Source organism: Roseovarius sp., assembly GCF_048262375.1.
In the GTDB taxonomy this organism is placed as follows: domain Bacteria; phylum Pseudomonadota; class Alphaproteobacteria; order Rhodobacterales; family Rhodobacteraceae; genus Roseovarius.
In genome coordinates this window covers 104,496-121,197 of record NZ_JBLXFE010000008.1, presented here as the reverse complement: position 1 = coordinate 121,197, position 16,702 = coordinate 104,496, and the positions used below count along the sequence as shown (strand labels likewise).

The window sequence follows — 16,702 nt, the reverse complement described above, 5'->3', positions numbered from 1 at the left end:
CCGCAGGCGCGGGGGCAGCGCCCCCAAATGCACCTTATTCCGCCGCGATGCGGCTCACGTCCTGACCGCTGGCCGCAAGAATGGCCTTGACGATATTGTGGTAGCCCGTGCAGCGGCACAGATTGCCCTCAAGATAGTCTCGCACCTCTGCCTCGGTCGGTGTTGGGTTATCGGCGAGAAGCGCTGCCGCCGACATCACCATGCCCGGCGTGCAAAATCCGCATTGCAACCCGTGGTGATCCTGAAACGCCTGCTGAATCGGATGCAAGGTGCCGTCCGGCTCTGCCATGGCTTCGATGGTCTTGATCTCGGCCCCCTCTGCCTCGGCTGCGAACATGGTGCAGGATTTCACTGCCTTGCCATCCACATGCACCACACAGGCGCCGCATTGGCTGGTGTCGCAGCCCACATGCGTGCCTGTCAGCCCAAGCGTCTCTCTCAGAAATTCGACAAGAAGCGTGCGGCCCTCGATCTGGCCCGACGCTGGCTTGCCATTCACGGTCATCTTGACCTCAGGCATTGGCTCCTCCCGGTTTTAAGTGTTCGTCCCCTGCGAGACCTTAGTTGGAACGGTCTCACTGTCCAGTCCGACTAAAGCATGCCTCTCCCCACTTGAGAACCCGGTTTCTTACGGCTTAGTCCCGCGTGGCCCGACGAGGCTGGGGCCGGGTCGGGATCTCTTTGAGCAAGCCGCCCACGCCCATCGCCGCAATCTCTGTGGCTCCGCAGGGCAAACCGCAGGCCACACGCGCCAGAACCCAGTCGGCCCCATGCAGAACCGGGCTGCGCGCCGACCCCGGCAGACCGATCACCGGTCTTTGCCCGACGCGTCCCAAAAACAGCAGATTGCCCGGATCGACCGGCATCCCGAACCGCTCCACCTGCCCGCCCGCACGCCGCAGCGCCTCAGGCGCGGTGTCATAGGGGTCCGACGTGGCCGAAGCGGTGAGAATCAGCACGATCTCGCCCTGTGCGTCCTTGATCGCCGCAGACAGGGCCACCTCATCATGCGCACAGATCACGGTTTCCGCCATTTGCATGCCCAGCCCGGTGACACGCGCGGCGATCGCCTCTGCCCCCTTGTCGCCCGGACCGCCGGGAACATCGGTGATGATCAGGCTTGCGGTGCGATACTGCGCGACCGCCAATCGCACCGCAGCATGCGCGGCCTCGGCGGCGCGCGCCAACGCGGTGCGCGGCACCCCGTAGGCGATGATTTTGACCGTTGCGATCATGCCGCCGGCATGGATCTGATGATGCTGGGCCACGGTCGCCACGGTGATCATCGGATCTACCGCATTGGCCGCATTGATCGCAGCCGCATCCAGACAGACCACGCCCGGTCGCTCTGCAATCAGGTTGACCCGCCCGGTAAATGGCGCGCTCAGCGCTATGTCGCTGGCACCCTTGTGCAGCGCCGCAGCCAGATCTGCCGCTGCCGCGTTCTCGTGGATATCCTCTGCGCCCAAACTGGCGACTGTGACCCTATCATAGCCCGCAGCGCGTAAAGCCTCGATCTGCGCGGGCCCCAGCACCACGCCCTTGCGCAATCGGCCCCCGGCCACCTGTTCGGAATGGGCCAGAATGGCGCCTTCGGCCTGATCGAGCGGCGCGGGGCCAAATTTCATGCGCCTTTCCTCAGAACGCGGGTCATTTCCGCAAGGATGCTCACCGCGATCTCGGACGGGCTGGCCGCCCCGATATCCAGCCCGATCGGCCCATGGATGCGCGCCGTTTCGGCCTCGGTAAACCCGGCCTCTTGCAGCCGCGTCAGTCGTTTGGCATGGGTACGGATCGACCCCAGCGCGCCGATATAGAACACGTCGGACCTGAGCGCTTCAATCAGCGCCGGATCATCCAGCTTGGGATCATGCGTCAGCAAAACCAACGCCGTGCGCGCATCCAGACCAAAGGCCCGAATGCCCTCGTCGGGCCAATCGTGCAGCACCGTCTCGCCCGGAAACCGCGCCTCGGAGCCAAAGCTCTCGCGCGGGTCGATGAGCAGCGGATCATACCCTGCGATCCGCGCCATCGGGACAAGGGCCTGCGCGATATGCACCGCCCCCACGAGGATCAGGCGCAAGGGCGGGTTGTGAATTGCGACGAAACTCGTCCCGTCCTCTTCAAAGCCCGAGCGATCCATGCGAAACCGCGTGCGGTGCCCGTCCCTCTCGAGCCGCCGCTCGACCTGTATTCCGGTGATATAGGCCACAGGCACCCGCGCCTCGCGGGCCAGAACCAGATCGGCCAGCAAACCCTCGGGCATCACCGATCCGATGGGTTCCACCAAGACCCGGATGGTGCCGCCACAGGCCAGACCCACGGCAAAGGCATCGCCGTCGCTCACACCATATTGCAGCATGACGGGGTGGCCCGCTTCGATCGCATCCAGGGCCTCGGCCACAACCGCGCCCTCGACGCAGCCCCCCGAGACCGATCCGGCAATCTCGCCCTCGCCCGAAATCGCAAGCTGGCTACCGACGCGGCGCGGCGCACTCCCCCACGTCTCAACCACCGTGGCCAGAGCCGCCCCTTTGCCCGCGCGATACCACGCAAGCGCCGTTTCCGGGATATTGTCAAATCGGTCCATCCAGATCTCCCTTCACGCAGTTCATCCCTGCATCGCTGCCATCAGCCGCGCCTTTTCGCCCGTGTCATCCCGGCGCGAGATGGCCTCTGCCAGTTCCTCCAACGTGGCAATCGAATGCCCGGCGCGAAAGGCATCGACATGCGGCAGCATGGCGCGAATACCTTGGGCCTTGGGCGCGAAGCCTTCCCACCGCAAGAGTGGGTTGAGCCAAATCAGGCGGCGCGACGAAAGATGCAGCCGCTCCATCTCGTGGGCCAAGGCATCCGGTGCATCGCGATCCAAGCCGTCGGTAATCAAGAGCACCACCGCACCCTGTCCCATCACCCGCCGCGACCAGTCCCGGTTAAAATCATGCAGACAGGCACCGATCCGGGTGCCTCCCTCCCAATCCTGCGCCTGACGTCCGGCGGCGGCAAGGGCCGCATCCACATCCCGTGTTGCCAATTGCCGGGTGATGTTGGTCAGGCGCGTTCCAAAGGTAAAGGCATGCACCCGCGCCCAGCCTGCCCCCTTTTGATTGGCAACAGCATGGAGAAAATGCAAAACCATACGGCTATACTGGCTCATGGAGCCTGAGATATCGCAAAGCACCACCAGATTGGGCCAGCGCTCGCGCGGTTTTTGCCAATGAATACGCCGCAGTTCGCCTCCGTGGCGCAGCGCGGCCCGCAAGGTCCGCCTTGCGTCAATCCGTTTGCCGTTCGAGGACGCCATACCGCGCCGCGAGGCATAGGGATTGACCGGCAAGGTCAACCGCGCCAGCATGCGCTTGGCCTGTTGCATTTCGGCCGTGCTCATCTGCTCGAAATCCAGTGTCCGCAGCCGTTCTTCGCCCGACATCGTGGCCGATGCGTCGATGTCGATCTGCACCTCATCGCTGTCGTGCTCTTCGATCTGCGGCGCATCCCGCGCCACCCCATCCAAGAGCGCCTCGGCGGCACGCTTTTCCGCCGCCTGCGCGCTGCGGTCCTCCTGCACGCCCCGTATGGCAGGCAACATCATGGCCATCATATGCTCAACATACCGTGGATCGCGCCAATAAAGGCGGAAAATCTGTGCGAACACCACCAGATGCTCTGGCCGCGTGACCAGGCAGGCGCGCAATGTATAAAAGAAATCGGTCCGGCTGGAGAACCCGGCAGCCGCCACCGCGCGGATCGCATCCAGCACACGGTCCGAGCCGATTGGCAGCCCCGCCGCCCGCAATGCCCGCGCGAAATGCGTGATGTTATGGGTCAGCTTGGGATTATCCGGCAATTCAAGGGTCGGGAGATCAGTCATGCCCATACAACTCTAGCGTTCGTTGAACATTCTGGGCATGTATGGCGGCGTAGGGCGCGTACCATTCCAAAGTACCGGTCGTCAGATCATCCGCGATGATGTCCTGCAGCGGTGTCGCGCATTTCTCTGGTGCTGTCTCCAATCCCATAAGCCAACGAATATAGCGTTGCGTCGCACGGATGATTTCAGGGCCATAACCACCGCGCGCCAAAATGTCCGGTGCCCCATGATCCTGTAGCACAAACAGCGGCTCAAGCGCGGCCAACCGTTCAAGATCACGCAAATGCACGGCAAAATCCGCAGGCTCATCCACGTAGGTCACACAATCCTCAACCGTATCACCGGCCAGCAGAATCCGCCGCTCCGATAACCAAAGCACTGTGGCATCATCGCTGTGAATATTGGCCTCGATCAGCGTCACCTTCTGGTCGCCGAATAACATTTCAAGCTGCCCGGAGAAAACCCGCGTCGGCAGGATCAGCGGCTTGATCTCAGGCAGCCCGGCATAGCTACCCGATTCAATCGCATCACACCGCTCTGCAAGATGCGCAGCAGTGCGCGCATTCGCAATCACGTCGCAGTCTGCAAAAGCTGACGTCCCGGCGACATGATCCAGATGCCAATGGCTATAAACAACCGTGAATTCGGTAACACCCTGCCCCTCAAGATGCGCCCGTATTGCCGCGCCATGCTCGGATGAAACGCTGGTATCATAAACCAGCGCCGCCTGTCCCGCGACCAGCGCGTAGGTGGCAATGCCCAGACCGATTGCTCCGTCGTCAACCCAGTTGTCACCCTCCATGAAACGGTAACCTGGCACCCGGCCATCGTAATAGGCATAGAGTCCGGGATGAGGCTGAAAAATGCGCAAGTGCTGCGTTTTTCCCATTATTTCGGCTCCAAACTCTCGCGCACCTCGTCCAGCAGACGTTTCGCCTCGGAGCCCTGCAGTTTCGAGATATCGTCCTGATACTTCAGGATCGCACCCAGAGTATCCGCGATCACCTCGGGGCTGAGCGCTATCACGTCGAGCGCAAGCAGGCATTTGGCCCAGTCAATGGTTTCGGCCACCCCCGGTTTCTTGAACAGATCCTCGGTGCGCAGCTTCTGGACGAAGGCCACGATTTCGCGGCTGAGGATTTCGGCAGCCTCGGGGGCGCGGGCCTGCAGGATCTCGATTTCGCGATCGAAGGTCGGGTAATCCACCCAATGATAAAGGCAACGCCGCTTGAGCGCGTCATGCACCTCTCGGGTGCGGTTCGAGGTCAGGATAACGATGGGCGGCTTTGGCGCGTGGATCGTGCCCATCTCGGGGATCGTCACCTGAAAATCGCTGAGCGCTTCGAGCAAGAACGCCTCGAATGGCTCGTCCGTACGGTCAACCTCGTCGATGAGCAGGACCGGCGCGCCGCCCGGTTGCGGGCGCATGGCCTGCAATAAAGGCCGCTCGATCAGATAGTCTTCGGTAAAGAGTTCAGACTTGAGATGGCTCCGGTCCATGCCGCCCGCCGCCTCTGCGGCACGGATGGCGATCATCTGCGCGGTGAAATTCCATTCATAAACGGCGCTTGCCGCATCAAGCCCCTCGTAGCATTGCAACCGGATCAGCCGTCGTCCGAGCGCCTTGGCCAGAGCCTTGGCGATTTCGGTTTTACCGGTGCCCGCCTCGCCCTCGAGAAAGAGCGGGCGACCAAGGGTCAAGGCAAGATAGGTCACGGTGCCAAGGGCACGGCCACAGACATAATCCTGACCAGCCAGAAGGTTCTGCACCGCGTCGATGGATGTGGGGTTTTGCACGCTCTTGCCTCCGGTTTTCTTCGCCTGTACCAGAACTGCATCGCATGCCCTTGCGGGTCAAGGGCGGCCATGTCAGGCAAAGGTCTGACCCGCCCCCGGAAAGCCCTTGGTTTCTCCCAAGTTTTGCCCGATTTGAGGTGCAGCCTGTTAACCAACAGGACCGCAATCGAACGGCTCCGACACGACCGAGGTAATCAGCGAACATGCAGGACAGTGCCGATATTTTTGACGCCGATCTCTCTGGGCTTGGCTGGGCAGAGTGGTGCGAGCGTGCCAATGAGCTGGCAGGTGACGACGGCTATGCCGAACAGCTGGGTGACCGGCATGCCGCCCTCCTGATCGAACGCAAGCCAACGCTGCTGGTCACGTTCGAGTCGTTCTCACGCCTGCCCGAGCTTTCGCCACAAGCGCAACCCTTTGGCTGGTCCATGGCCAAGGCGCTTGGCTGGTCACATCTCGGCCTGATCAGTGCGACGGATACATGGTTTCGCGATGCACGGGTCTATGGCTATTTCGACCGGTTGATTGATGATGGCTTTTTTGACGAGTTCGAGCAGGTGATCTTTTACGGCACGGGCCCCTGCGGCTATGCGGCGGCGGCGTTTTCCGTGGCGGCACCCGGTGCGAAGGTGGTCATGCTGAGCCCACAGGCGACCCTTGATCCGCGGGTGGCCGAATGGGACGATCGGTTCCTGCGGATGCGCCGGGTCTCGTTCAGCGATCGCTACGGCTATGCGCCGGACATGCTGGATGCGGCCGCCGAGGCGGTCCTGCTTTATGATCCCGAGATCGAGTTGGACGCGATGCATGCCGCGCTCTTTACCCGGTCCAATGTGATGAAGTTTCGCACGCGCTATTTGGGCTATCAGATCGAGCCAGCCTTGCTGCGCATGGGCGTTATCCAGCGCCTGCTGGCCCAGGTCAGCGCCAACAAACTGACACGGCTCAGCTTAGCGCAGCTTTATCGTAGACGGCGTCAGGACACGCCCTATCTGATAAGTGTTCTTCAAAGACTGATGGCAGACGACCGCATTCACCTGACAATCCTGCATTGCCAGAATGCCCTTGCGCGCAAGGTCGGCGGCCCCCGTTTTCGCAGGGCACTGAGCCTGATGCGTGCCCGGGCCCAAGAAGAATAGCCCATAGCGCTGCGCTGACCCTCTGGTCTTGCACCGTTCGATTGTGTATGCGCGAGCGCATGAGAGATACCCTGACCCTCCGCCGCCCCGACGACTGGCATCTGCATCTGCGCGATGGCGCGATGCTGCGCGCCGTCCTGCCTGAAACCACGCGGCACTTTGCCCGCGCCATCGTGATGCCCAATCTGGTGCCACCGGTGGTGACAGGCGCGGATGCCGCAGCCTACCGTGCGCGGATCATGGCCGCTCTGCCGGAAGGCACGGATTTCACCCCGCTGATGACGCTCTATCTGACCGAAGAGACTGACCCCGAGGATGTGGCCGCTGCCCATGCCAGCGGGCTTGTCACCGCGGTCAAGCTCTATCCCGCCGGAGCCACCACCAATTCGGCAAGTGGCGTGCGCGATTTCGACCGGGTGCGCGGCGTGCTCGAGAAGATGGCTGAAATTGGCCTGCCGCTTTGCGTGCATGGCGAGGTGACGGACCCCGCGGTCGATATCTTTGACCGCGAGTCGGTGTTCATCGACCGGGTGCTCGATCCTGTGCGCCGCGCCACACCGGGATTGCGGGTGATCATGGAACATATCACCACGGCCAATGGCGTCGAATATGTGCGCGCCCATGACCGCGATCTTGGAGCGACGATCACCACGCATCACCTGATCATCAACCGCAACCACATCCTCGTGGGCGGGATCAAGCCGCATTACTATTGCCTGCCGGTGGCCAAGCGCGAAGAGCACCGCCTTGCCCTGCGCGCCGCCGCCACGAGCGGGGACGCGCGGTTTTTCCTTGGCACCGACAGCGCGCCACATATCGACCCGCTCAAGGAAAGCGCCTGCGGTTGCGCTGGCTGCTTTACCGCGACAAACACCCTGTCGATCCTGGCACATGTGTTCGAGCAAGAGCAGGCACTTGATCACCTCGAAGCCTTCACCTCGCTGAACGGCCCCGCGTTTTACCGCCTGCCGCCCAACGAGGCACGGACCACTCTTAGCAAGGGCGACGCCGTGAGCTACCCCGGCAAGATCGACACGGACGATGGCCCCGTGACCGTTTTCGACCCCGGCTTCGCGCTGCATTGGCGCGTGACCTGAGGTTCACCGTTCTGAAAATACTCCCGCCGGAGGCCTCAAATCTCTTCGGCGCACGCCCCGCAATGAGGACTGCACCATGATCCCTGCCACCTATCCGCCCAAAGAGGAAATCGCCCGCCTTACCGCCCGCATGCTGCTTGAGATTGGCGCGGTGCATTTCAACGCGAATGAACCGTTTACGCTGGCCTCGGGGTTGCCCTCGCCCACCTATATTGATTGCCGCAAGCTGATTTCCTATCCGCGCATTCGCAGCACCCTGATGGATTTTCTCACCATCACCGTGATGCGTGAGGCGGGATTCGAGGCGTTTGACAATATCGCGGGCGGAGAGACAGCAGGTATCCCCTTTGCCGCCCTAGTGGCCGAACGCATGGCGCTGCCCATGACCTATGTCCGTAAGAAGCCCAAAGGCTACGGGCGCAACGCCCGCATCGAAGGCGCCATGACCGAGGGGCAGCGCGTTCTGTTGGTCGAGGACCTCACCACCGATGGTGGCTCGAAGCTCAGCTTTGTGGACGCTATCCGCGAGACAGGCGCGAGCTGTGGTCATACGGCCGTGATCTTCTACTACGGCATTTTCCCAGAAACTGAAAAGACACTTGGCGATCACGGCGTCGCGCTGCATCATCTTTGCACCTGGTGGGACGTGCTGGCAGAGGCCCGCACACAAGACGTGTTCGATGCCGCGACATTGGACGGGGTCGAGGAATTTTTGGGCGATCCCCGTAAGTGGCAGGCGGCAAACAAGAAATAAACTTATCCCCAAAGGCTGGGGATAACCCACCGATCGAATCGCAGCCCCTTTCCAGATGCGGTGGTTTCAACAGAGCCACCCACATCATGCGGCCTCCGGATAGGGAAACCGAAGCTATCCACCGGGTTATCCCGCCAAGCGTCCACATAGTTATACAAGTGGCGAATTGGCTGCAGTTCGCTTAGAACTACCAAACATAAAAACACGTTTGACGAGGACAACAGGCATGAACGGACTGACCGCTTTCAATCCCACAGGGGCAGAGATTCAATCCGCCGAAAGCGTGCCGCATTCCGTCGAGGCCGAGCAGCAGCTTCTGGGCGCGATCCTGACAAATAACGATGTCTACGACCGGATCGCCGCCATTATCGGCCCGCAACATTTTTACGACCCCGTGCATGCCCGCATCTTTGAAACCGCCGCCGCGCGCATCGCAAAAAACAACCTCGCCTCCCCCGTCACCCTGCGTGCCTTTCTGGAAAATGACGAAGGATTGAAAGAGCTGGGCGGAGCCGCCTATCTGGCCAAGCTGGCCGGGGCCGCAATCTCGACCTTTGCGGTGCGCGATTATGCGCAGATGATCTATGATCTGGCGATCCGGCGCGCGCTGATCTCACTGGGCCATGACATTGCGGGCAAGGCCGCGCGCGTCAATGTGGACAGCGAGCCCAAAGATCAGATCGTTGAGGCCGAACAGAAACTCTACCAGCTTGCAGAGCAAGGACAGTCCGAAAGCGGATTTCAAAGCTTTCTCAAGGCAGTAACGGACGCTGTTAATGTAGCCAATGCAGCCTATCAGCGAGAGGGGGGGCTGGCGGGAATCTCGACCGGCCTCGTCGATATGGACGGTAAGCTGGGCGGTCTGCACAAGTCTGACCTTCTGATCCTTGCCGGACGCCCGTCGATGGGAAAGACCTCATTGGCGACCAACATCGCCTTCAACGTGGCCAAGGCCTATCGGCGCGGCACCCTGCCGGACGGCACCGAGGGGGCTGTGGACGGCGGCGTCGTGGGCTTTTTCTCGCTCGAGATGAGCGCCGAGCAGCTGGCAGGCCGGGTTCTGGCCGAAGCCTCGGAAATCTCGTCACACAAGATCCGTCAGGGTGACATGGACGAGAGCGAGTTTCGCCGGTTTGTCGAGGCGGCTAAGACGCTGGAGGCCTGCCCGCTCTATATCGACGATACTGCCGCCATCCCGATCTCGCAGCTTGCGGCACGCGCGCGCAGGCTCAAGCGGACCCACGGGCTCGATCTCTTGATCGTGGACTATCTGCAGCTGGTGCGCGGCTCGTCCGACAACCGCGTGCAGGAGATTGGCGAAATTTCCATGGGGCTCAAGGCGATTGCCAAGGAGCTGAACATCCCGGTTATCGCGCTGTCTCAGCTCTCGCGTCAGGTTGAAAGCCGCGAAGACAAGCGCCCACAACTGTCGGACCTGCGCGAATCCGGTTCGATCGAACAGGACGCCGATGTGGTCATGTTCGTGTTCCGTGAAGAATATTACAAGGAACGCGAAAAGCCGGGCGATCACGAGATGGACAAGATGGCAGAGTGGCAAGAGGCGATGTCACGCCTGCATGGCAAGGCGGAGGTCATCATCGGCAAGCAGCGCCACGGCCCGATTGGCACGGTCGAGTTGAGCTTTGAGGCGCAGTTCACCCGGTTCGGCAATCTGGTCAAACCCTGGCAACAGGGCGGCGGCGCCGAGTTTTAAACCGTAGGGCCACGGGGGCGCTGCCCCCGAACCCCCGAGGTATTTCAGGCCAGATGAACCCCAATCGAGAGACAAGTTCCGTTCCACCATGCCCCGCTATGCCCTGAAAATTGAATATGACGGAGCGCCCTTCGTCGGCTGGCAACGGCAGATTGATCTGCCTTCGGTTCAGGGTGCGATCGAGGCTGCCCTTGGCAAGATTGAACCGGGTCCGCATAGCATCGCGGCGGCAGGACGTACCGATGCGGGCGTGCACGCGCTGGCGCAGGTGGCCCATTGCGATCTGGCGCGGGACTGGGACACGTTTCGCCTGTCAGAAGCGCTCAATTACCATCTCAAGCCGCAGCCCGTCGCGATCACCGCCTGCGCGCGGGTAACCGAAGATTGGCACGCTCGGTTTTCCGCAACCGAGCGGCGCTATATTTTTCGTATTCTGTCTCGTCGGGCACCTGTCACGCTGGATCAGGGGCGGGTTTGGCATGTGCGCCCGAAGCTGGATATCGAGGCGATGCGCGCAGGGGCGGCCCATCTGATCGGGCTGCATGATTTCACAACGTTCCGCTCAACCATCTGTCAGGCGGCAAGCCCGGTCAAGACTTTGGATTCGCTTGAGATTTTTGAACATTCCGGGCCGAGCAGTACGGAAATCCATTTCCAATTGCGCGCTCGGTCCTTTTTGCACAATCAAGTACGCAGCATCGTGGGAACACTGGAACGCGTTGGAGCGGGATCATGGGAGCCCGACGATGTACGCAAGGCGCTGGACGCATGCGATCGCGCCGCCTGTGGTCCGGTCTGCCCGCCCCATGGGCTATATCTGGCGGGGGTTACCTATGACGATTCGCCGTTCAATTCGCAAGATTAGGCTTTGAACTTGCGCGAATGGCACGCTATGAGCCTGCTCAGCGGTCCCGTAGCTCAACTGGATAGAGCACCTGACTTCTAATCAGGATGTTGGGGGTTCGAGTCCTCCCGGGATCGCCAGCCGCCCTCAAAACGAGTAGTCTGCTTTAAACCGTTCAGCGCGCAACGTCGTTTTGACGCCGCCGCACCTGCTGATAGATCAAGACAAGACCGATGCCACAGGCGGCCCCCAAACCATCATACACCAGGTCCGCCCATTCGTCAGTGCGCCCCACATAAGGCTGCACAATTTCAATCAGACCACCATAGGCAAGCGCCGCAATCCAGATCACGGGCCAACGTTTGGGATATTGGGCGGCCATGGGGCCCACCAGAAGACCAAAGGCCAGCAAATGCGCCAGCTTGTCGAGTTCGAGTCCCTGCGCGGGCCCGGAAGACGAGGGCGTAAGCGTCGCAATGGCGACTGCCACCGCCAGCAAGAAGGTCAGGATCTTGGCCATCCCTGCCCCTTAAGCCCGGTTCCGGGACGCTTCAAGCGATTAGATCAAAAGCCGGACATATCCCCGCAACCGCCGCGCGTCTTGTGTGGTTTGAGTGCGCGCCATCCGTCAGGCATTGCATAGCGCGCCTCTATCAGCTGCGTCAGGGCCTTTTGTGGAGCCACCTGCCCCTGCGCACCTAAATGACGGCTGCGTCACTCAGCGGATCACATGCACCGCACAATTGGCGTGGCGCACCACCTTGGCAGCGGTAGACCCCAGCAGGAGGTCCTGCATACCGGGGCGGTGGCTGGCGATCACGATGCAGTCGGGGTTGTGGTCTTCGGCCCAGTCGAGAATGGTACGACCCGAATGCCCTTCGACAACATGAGCCGAGCCATTTGGCAAGGTGGCCGCGATTTCGGCCAGTTCGGCCTCAATCGCCTTTCGCGCCTCATTCACATAACCTTGGGGCAGATAAGAGATAGCGTAGCCCGGCACCTGTTCGATCACATGCAAAAGGCTGATATGCCCCGCATCATCCGACAAGAGCTGCGCCACCTGCAGGGCAGCGTTCGAATCGCGCTCTTGATCAAACGACATCGGAACCAAAATGTGTGAATACATGATCTGTCCTTTCCTGTTACCTGAAGAAACTTTGGGCCGATTGAGCCCGTGTCGCCATGATCCAGATCACGCCCGGATCAGTTCTGCAAATCGCGTACCTGCGCCGTAATCTGCGCGGCCCAATCGCCGATAATGGGCAGGAATTCGATCTGGCTGAGCGCCCAGATCATCACCGACAAAAGCACAGTCGCCCCGAGCACCGTCCCAAGCCCAGCCGCCAGACCGCGTGCCAGATTGAACGCCAGCATACGCGGAAATGAATTGTGCACCCGAATGAACCGGTGAGCGTTCAGAATCTGCAATTCCCGGCGCAACGCCGCCATTTCACGGGTCAAATCATCGGACGGCCGATCTTTTTCGCTCATCCGAAAGTTGCCACCACGTCATACATCACCGGCTCGAAGCTCTTGCAAAGCTCATTGATCTCGCGGTTGCGGGTGCGCATGTCCTCACTGCGCAGCATTGCCTGAAAGTCCTCACGCGCACGCCATTGCGAGTAGTTGGCGATCCGGGTCTGGGCATCGTTGACATGCAAACCGGCGGCGATAAAGCCCGGCTGATGCGAGATGAAATCACGGTAAGCGGCGGTGAGCAGATCCATCAGATCCTGACAGGTGCCGGGCGTCACCTCGAATGTCGTGATGACAGTCTGATGGTTGGTGGCGGTGGTGATTTGGGGCATGGCACATCTCCTTTATCAGATCAGCCTAACACGCGCCCCCCGCACGGTAAATTCCCCGGCCATCTTAACCCTCGCTTTACCCTTTTTAACGAGGGTTAACGCGGAGGTTACCATGTTGCGATGCCTGCTCATTGCGGTTCTGGTCTTGCCATGGCTGATCGGCATGGCAGGGGCTGGTGCGTGGCCACGCGGCAAGGGTCAGACGTTTTTGGCGGCCTCAGGCCAGATCGAGGGCCCGGATCAATTCGGTCTCTACCGGCAAAATTTCACGCTTTATGCCGAGCATGGTCTGACCGAGCGGTTGACGCTGGGTCTCGATCTGGGGGGCGATACGCTGCGTATGACCAAGAGCATTGCCTTTGTCCGCTGGCCCATTGGACAGGACGCGCAGGCAGTGAAGATCGCAGTGGAAATGGGTCTGGGTGAGGTTTCCGAAGAAACCGCGCTGCGCCCCGGCGTGTCACTGGGGCGCGGTTTCACGCTATGGGGGCGCCACGGTTGGGCTGCCTTTGACGGGCGCGCAGTCGTTTTTGGGAGCGGGGACATGACTCTGGAGAGTGATATTACTTTTGGCCTTAATACCACCGCGCGCAGCAAGGTCCTCGTGCAGCTTCAGACAGGACATCCGGCGCTTGGTCAGGCCTATACCCGGTTTGCCCCGTCCTATGTCTATGCAACCCGACCCGGAGCACATCTGGAATTCGGGTTGGTTCTGCCGGTCTCGGGGGGCGGCGAACGTGGCGTGAAGCTCGGCCTCTGGCGGGAGTTCTGAACCACCGCCAGAGACGGGATTGTCTCAGAGAGGATCGTCGATCCGTACCCGCAAGATCACAGAGCCTGACACTGGGGTCGACCAACGCAGATTGATCCGGTCGCGGTCCGGCCCCTGCTTGGCCTCGAAATAGGGGCTGGCATGGATCACCGCAGCGGCCGTGTTGCGCAAGGGCCCCTCTGGCATGACCGCTTCTACCACCTGCGCCCATGCCCCGAACGGCAGACGAGGGGCGGGTTGGACGACCCATGTCGAGGAGGCGGTGGCTTCGGTGTGTTGCATGACCAGCGGATTTGCCACGGGTGTGTCCACATTGTGAAAACTGTTTTCGGCAAAGGTGACATTGCGCACCCGGTCATAGTCGAGATCGGCAAAGCTGGTATCGACCGCTTCGACCCGGCTGATGGTGCCGACAGCACGGAAAGTATTGCCGGTGACAGTCACCCCATCGAGAAAATGCCCTGCGCCATGCGGCTTGACCACGATGTAGGTGAACCAAGGGGCCGTGTTACCAGCAAGAAAGACATTATCGGTGATGCTGAGCGCACTAAAGGAAAACTCGCTTGCGAACTCTGGCTCTGCATCATGTTCATTGACCCATTCGATAAAGCAATTGTCGATGTAGTTCCCGCTGATGCTGCCGCGATTATTAACCCGGGTCAGCACAAAGCCCGCAGCGCGCACACCGTTCTCGGCGCTGTCCCCTTGAAACACATGATTGCCGGAAATAATCGAACTGCTGCCCGCCATTACGGCAAAGTGCCGGAACAGGACGCCTCGGTTGTCGCGGATCTTGAGATCGTTGGCATTGGCGTTGAAGGCGATGGTGCGCCGCTCGGTTGACAGAAGCGGCCCTTCGTCCGAGATGAATTGACAGCGGTCGATCATCATCCCCTGATCGCCCTCACCATGGCTGGTGATGCCGCGATCCTTGGGGCGGGTAAAGAAACAATCACGGAAATGATTGGCGGATCCCTGCGGCGGCAAAAGCACCCCGCTGCAATCGCCGGTGCACTGGAAATCGACCTCGGAAAACACCATACGCGACACATCGCCAAAGCCACTGAAATCCAGCAGGTATTTGAATCGCCGAAAGGTATAGATCTGCGTGCCCGCAGCATCGAACAGCGGCTGGCTGATATCCAACCGCTGGGCTGCCACGTTTCTGGCCGTGACATAAACCTCGCGGCCCACACCGTTGCCCTCGAGCAGCGCGCCGACCGGAATGTTGGCCACATTGGCCACATTGGTCAGACGCTTGGGATTGGCGATGTCATAGCTTGCCTGCGAGGTGACAACATCTGTATCCCACGCGGGCCCCGGAAACACCGAAATCTGACCATTCTGGATCACATGGCGCTGGTTGTAGGTGGTGCGATTGCCCACCGCTGCCGCCATATCGACGGGGCCGCGCAACGAGACTTTGCGCCCGGCCAGATCGAGCGTGACATGATCGGGATTGTTCAACAGCGCCTGATACGCCTTCTTGAACGCCAGCTCGCTGTTTCCGAATGCGTCGATATAGGCGGGCAGATCGAAATTCTTGGTCAATGCGAGGATCGCCGCATCGGGCATCTCGACCGTGCCTTCGAACCGGATACGGTTCTGAATCGTCGTGCTCTGGCCCAGAAAATACTGACCCGCCGGCACGATAATCTCGCGGCCCTGCGCGACCGTATCCGCCGCCTCAAACGCCGCGTGATCATCGGCAATCCCGTTTCCAAGCGCACCGTAGTCGCGCACATCAACCATGCTGATCAGATTGCGCAGAAAGACCCGGCTGACATCCTCAATGACAATATCGTCGATCCGGACAACTCCGCCGCTCGGCCCGGTCAGGTCGAGACCAAAATGGCCAAAGATCGCGGCGGGGCCCCACGCCATATCAACGCCCGTGCGGGTGCCGGTGCCGACAATGGCCGTCACCTCGACCACCTCGCCATATGTGGTCAGCGCGATCTGCGGACCCGTCACGGTCACATCCGGCAGGGCTACGCCGCCTGCGCCACCGGCAAAGGCCGCGATCCGCACGCTTGGCAAATTGCCCGCGATCGCCTTGATCCGCACCCGGATCTGAAGATAGCAACCCGGCAGGATCGGGGTCTCACCGGTGTAGCGCAGGCGCTGCACGGCCTCGGTCTTTTGCAATTCCAGCGCTCCGCCGAAATCCTGATCGGCGGGCACAAAGGCCGCATCTGCAGCATTTTCATAGGTGTCAGAGTTCGGTCGCCCGTCACCGCGTGACCATTGGAGCAAGCCTGATGCGAAGGGTTGCGGCATGAAAACGATGCCGTCGGTGATTGCCTTGTTCATGGATATCCCTTTCCTTTTTCCGCGCGGCCTGCGCGTTGCCCGTGGTCGGAGCGATGGAAAGGCGATGTATCAACGAACCATTAAGCGAATCTCATGGCACCGTGACGGTACCGGTAAGCGGCGGGCGCAGACAATGCTCACGTCAATGTGACACAAACAGAGGCCCTGAAACGCAAAAGCCCTGCCAGAAGGCAGGGCTCAGGACTGTCGCACCAAGGCGAAATCAGGACGCTTCGGTGATGAACTTGACCGCGTCGCCAAAGGTCTGAATCGTATCGGCCGCATCATCGGGAATCTCGATGCCGAACTCTTCTTCGAATGCCATGACCAGTTCGACCGTGTCGAGGCTGTCCGCGCCAAGATCGTCAATGAAAGAAGCTTTGTCGATAACCTTGTCTTCTTCCACACCCAGGTGTTCCACAACGATCTTCTTAACGCGGTCTGCGATATCGCTCATGTCTTGTTCCTCGTTTTGTCTTGGGCTGTGTTGCCCGTTGTCTGCCCCCGCCCTGCCCGGGAAGTGGCGATGATTGTGCCCCAGCGGGCGGTTCTCGACTGCCTTAACACACAGGCCACCGGGAGAATCCGCATAT

At 60.7% G+C, this 16,702-nt stretch carries 18 protein-coding genes and 1 tRNA gene; 7 read left to right on the top strand and 12 right to left on the bottom strand.

Annotation, left to right across the window (positions count from 1 at the left end):
* Nucleotides 1-34 precede the first annotated feature (34 nt).
* From ACN0SW_RS11060 to ACN0SW_RS11035, 6 genes are all read right to left on the bottom strand, one after another.
* A complete protein-coding gene (locus tag ACN0SW_RS11060; RefSeq protein ID WP_417727987.1) occupies nucleotides 35-520 on the bottom strand; it encodes a (2Fe-2S)-binding protein in 486 nt (161 codons plus the stop codon).
* Between the two features lie 115 nt (nucleotides 521-635).
* Nucleotides 636-1,628: a molybdopterin-binding protein gene (locus tag ACN0SW_RS11055; protein WP_417727986.1), complete on the bottom strand. Its 993-nt coding sequence runs from the start codon at nucleotides 1,626-1,628 to the stop codon at nucleotides 636-638.
* Complete coding sequence (locus ACN0SW_RS11050; RefSeq protein ID WP_417727985.1) at nucleotides 1,625-2,590, bottom strand: XdhC family protein; 966 nt, start codon at nucleotides 2,588-2,590, stop codon at nucleotides 1,625-1,627. The genes ACN0SW_RS11055 and ACN0SW_RS11050 overlap by 4 nt, the downstream gene beginning before the upstream one ends.
* A 21-nt stretch (nucleotides 2,591-2,611) precedes the next feature.
* Nucleotides 2,612-3,871, bottom strand: coding sequence for a vWA domain-containing protein (locus ACN0SW_RS11045; protein WP_417727984.1), 1,260 nt, complete (start codon nucleotides 3,869-3,871; stop codon nucleotides 2,612-2,614).
* On the bottom strand, nucleotides 3,864-4,760 hold the full coding sequence (locus tag ACN0SW_RS11040) for an MBL fold metallo-hydrolase (protein WP_417727983.1): 897 nt from the start codon (nucleotides 4,758-4,760) through the stop codon (nucleotides 3,864-3,866). Before ACN0SW_RS11040 ends, ACN0SW_RS11045 begins: the two co-directional genes overlap by 8 nt.
* Nucleotides 4,760-5,668 (bottom strand): AAA family ATPase, encoded by a 909-nt coding sequence (locus ACN0SW_RS11035; RefSeq protein ID WP_417727982.1) that lies wholly within the window; start codon nucleotides 5,666-5,668, stop codon nucleotides 4,760-4,762. Before ACN0SW_RS11035 ends, ACN0SW_RS11040 begins: the two co-directional genes overlap by 1 nt.
* Before the next feature lie 203 nt (nucleotides 5,669-5,871).
* Between ACN0SW_RS11035 and ACN0SW_RS11030 the strand changes: the two genes are divergently transcribed.
* From ACN0SW_RS11030 to ACN0SW_RS11005, 6 genes are all read left to right on the top strand, one after another.
* Nucleotides 5,872-6,807 (top strand): phosphoadenosine phosphosulfate reductase, encoded by a 936-nt coding sequence (locus ACN0SW_RS11030; RefSeq protein WP_417727981.1) that lies wholly within the window; start codon nucleotides 5,872-5,874, stop codon nucleotides 6,805-6,807.
* A 59-nt stretch (nucleotides 6,808-6,866) separates the two neighbouring features.
* Entirely contained in the window at nucleotides 6,867-7,904 is a 1,038-nt protein-coding gene (gene pyrC, locus ACN0SW_RS11025) for a dihydroorotase (protein WP_417727980.1), read from the top strand.
* Nucleotides 7,905-7,980: 76 nt separating this feature from the next.
* Entirely contained in the window at nucleotides 7,981-8,658 is a 678-nt protein-coding gene (locus ACN0SW_RS11020; protein ID WP_417727979.1) for an orotate phosphoribosyltransferase, read from the top strand.
* A 226-nt stretch (nucleotides 8,659-8,884) separates the two neighbouring features.
* Entirely contained in the window at nucleotides 8,885-10,372 is a 1,488-nt protein-coding gene (locus ACN0SW_RS11015) for a replicative DNA helicase (RefSeq protein ID WP_417727978.1), read from the top strand.
* Between the two features lie 88 nt (nucleotides 10,373-10,460).
* Nucleotides 10,461-11,237, top strand: coding sequence for a tRNA pseudouridine(38-40) synthase TruA (gene truA, locus ACN0SW_RS11010; protein WP_417727977.1), 777 nt, complete (start codon nucleotides 10,461-10,463; stop codon nucleotides 11,235-11,237).
* Nucleotides 11,238-11,279: 42 nt separating this feature from the next.
* Nucleotides 11,280-11,356 (top strand) — tRNA-Arg (locus ACN0SW_RS11005).
* Between the two features lie 35 nt (nucleotides 11,357-11,391).
* On the opposite strand, the gene ACN0SW_RS11000 is transcribed toward ACN0SW_RS11005, so the two are convergent.
* The 4 genes from ACN0SW_RS11000 to ACN0SW_RS10985 all read right to left on the bottom strand — a co-directional run bounded on the left by ACN0SW_RS11000 (nucleotide 11,392) and on the right by ACN0SW_RS10985 (nucleotide 13,024).
* Entirely contained in the window at nucleotides 11,392-11,736 is a 345-nt protein-coding gene (locus ACN0SW_RS11000) for a VanZ family protein (protein WP_417727976.1), read from the bottom strand.
* Nucleotides 11,737-11,934: 198 nt separating this feature from the next.
* On the bottom strand, nucleotides 11,935-12,342 hold the full coding sequence (locus ACN0SW_RS10995) for a universal stress protein (RefSeq protein WP_417727975.1): 408 nt from the start codon (nucleotides 12,340-12,342) through the stop codon (nucleotides 11,935-11,937).
* A gap of 77 nt (nucleotides 12,343-12,419) precedes the next feature.
* Nucleotides 12,420-12,707, bottom strand: coding sequence for a DUF5665 domain-containing protein (locus ACN0SW_RS10990; protein WP_417727974.1), 288 nt, complete (start codon nucleotides 12,705-12,707; stop codon nucleotides 12,420-12,422).
* A complete protein-coding gene (locus ACN0SW_RS10985; RefSeq protein WP_417727973.1) occupies nucleotides 12,704-13,024 on the bottom strand; it encodes an antibiotic biosynthesis monooxygenase family protein in 321 nt (106 codons plus the stop codon). The genes ACN0SW_RS10990 and ACN0SW_RS10985 overlap by 4 nt, the downstream gene beginning before the upstream one ends.
* 112 nt (nucleotides 13,025-13,136) lie before the next feature.
* Between ACN0SW_RS10985 and ACN0SW_RS10980 the strand changes: the two genes are divergently transcribed.
* Nucleotides 13,137-13,796, top strand: coding sequence for a hypothetical protein (locus ACN0SW_RS10980; RefSeq protein WP_417727972.1), 660 nt, complete (start codon nucleotides 13,137-13,139; stop codon nucleotides 13,794-13,796).
* Between the two features lie 24 nt (nucleotides 13,797-13,820).
* Here the strand turns inward: ACN0SW_RS10980 and ACN0SW_RS10975 are convergent, their stop codons facing one another.
* Together ACN0SW_RS10975 and ACN0SW_RS10970 are read right to left on the bottom strand one after the other, a co-directional pair.
* Entirely contained in the window at nucleotides 13,821-16,109 is a 2,289-nt protein-coding gene (locus ACN0SW_RS10975) for a right-handed parallel beta-helix repeat-containing protein (RefSeq protein ID WP_417727971.1), read from the bottom strand.
* A 223-nt stretch (nucleotides 16,110-16,332) separates the two neighbouring features.
* Nucleotides 16,333-16,566 carry an acyl carrier protein gene (locus ACN0SW_RS10970; protein WP_417727970.1) on the bottom strand — a complete coding sequence of 78 codons (234 nt, stop codon included), beginning with the start codon at nucleotides 16,564-16,566 and terminating at the stop codon, nucleotides 16,333-16,335.
* Nucleotides 16,567-16,702: the final 136 nt, after the last annotated feature.

What these genes read in the sequence shown, in the direction of transcription:
- pyrC (WP_417727980.1), top strand. Translation starts at nt 6,867, where the DNA reads ATGAGAGATACCCTGACCCTCCGCCGCCCCGACGACTGGCATCTGCAT.
- ACN0SW_RS11015 (WP_417727978.1), top strand. Translation starts at nt 8,885, where the DNA reads ATGAACGGACTGACCGCTTTCAATCCCACAGGGGCAGAGATTCAATCC.
- ACN0SW_RS10975 (WP_417727971.1), bottom strand. Translation starts at nt 16,109, where the DNA reads ATGAACAAGGCAATCACCGACGGCATCGTTTTCATGCCGCAACCCTTC.
- ACN0SW_RS10985 (WP_417727973.1), bottom strand. Translation starts at nt 13,024, where the DNA reads ATGCCCCAAATCACCACCGCCACCAACCATCAGACTGTCATCACGACA.
- ACN0SW_RS11020 (WP_417727979.1), top strand. Translation starts at nt 7,981, where the DNA reads ATGATCCCTGCCACCTATCCGCCCAAAGAGGAAATCGCCCGCCTTACC.
- ACN0SW_RS11000 (WP_417727976.1), bottom strand. Translation starts at nt 11,736, where the DNA reads ATGGCCAAGATCCTGACCTTCTTGCTGGCGGTGGCAGTCGCCATTGCG.
- ACN0SW_RS11030 (WP_417727981.1), top strand. Translation starts at nt 5,872, where the DNA reads ATGCAGGACAGTGCCGATATTTTTGACGCCGATCTCTCTGGGCTTGGC.
- ACN0SW_RS10980 (WP_417727972.1), top strand. Translation starts at nt 13,137, where the DNA reads ATGTTGCGATGCCTGCTCATTGCGGTTCTGGTCTTGCCATGGCTGATC.
- ACN0SW_RS11045 (WP_417727984.1), bottom strand. Translation starts at nt 3,871, where the DNA reads ATGACTGATCTCCCGACCCTTGAATTGCCGGATAATCCCAAGCTGACC.
- ACN0SW_RS11050 (WP_417727985.1), bottom strand. Translation starts at nt 2,590, where the DNA reads ATGGACCGATTTGACAATATCCCGGAAACGGCGCTTGCGTGGTATCGC.
- truA (WP_417727977.1), top strand. Translation starts at nt 10,461, where the DNA reads ATGCCCCGCTATGCCCTGAAAATTGAATATGACGGAGCGCCCTTCGTC.
- ACN0SW_RS10995 (WP_417727975.1), bottom strand. Translation starts at nt 12,342, where the DNA reads ATGTATTCACACATTTTGGTTCCGATGTCGTTTGATCAAGAGCGCGAT.
- ACN0SW_RS11040 (WP_417727983.1), bottom strand. Translation starts at nt 4,760, where the DNA reads ATGGGAAAAACGCAGCACTTGCGCATTTTTCAGCCTCATCCCGGACTC.
- ACN0SW_RS10970 (WP_417727970.1), bottom strand. Translation starts at nt 16,566, where the DNA reads ATGAGCGATATCGCAGACCGCGTTAAGAAGATCGTTGTGGAACACCTG.
- ACN0SW_RS10990 (WP_417727974.1), bottom strand. Translation starts at nt 12,707, where the DNA reads ATGAGCGAAAAAGATCGGCCGTCCGATGATTTGACCCGTGAAATGGCG.
- ACN0SW_RS11055 (WP_417727986.1), bottom strand. Translation starts at nt 1,628, where the DNA reads ATGAAATTTGGCCCCGCGCCGCTCGATCAGGCCGAAGGCGCCATTCTG.
- ACN0SW_RS11060 (WP_417727987.1), bottom strand. Translation starts at nt 520, where the DNA reads ATGCCTGAGGTCAAGATGACCGTGAATGGCAAGCCAGCGTCGGGCCAG.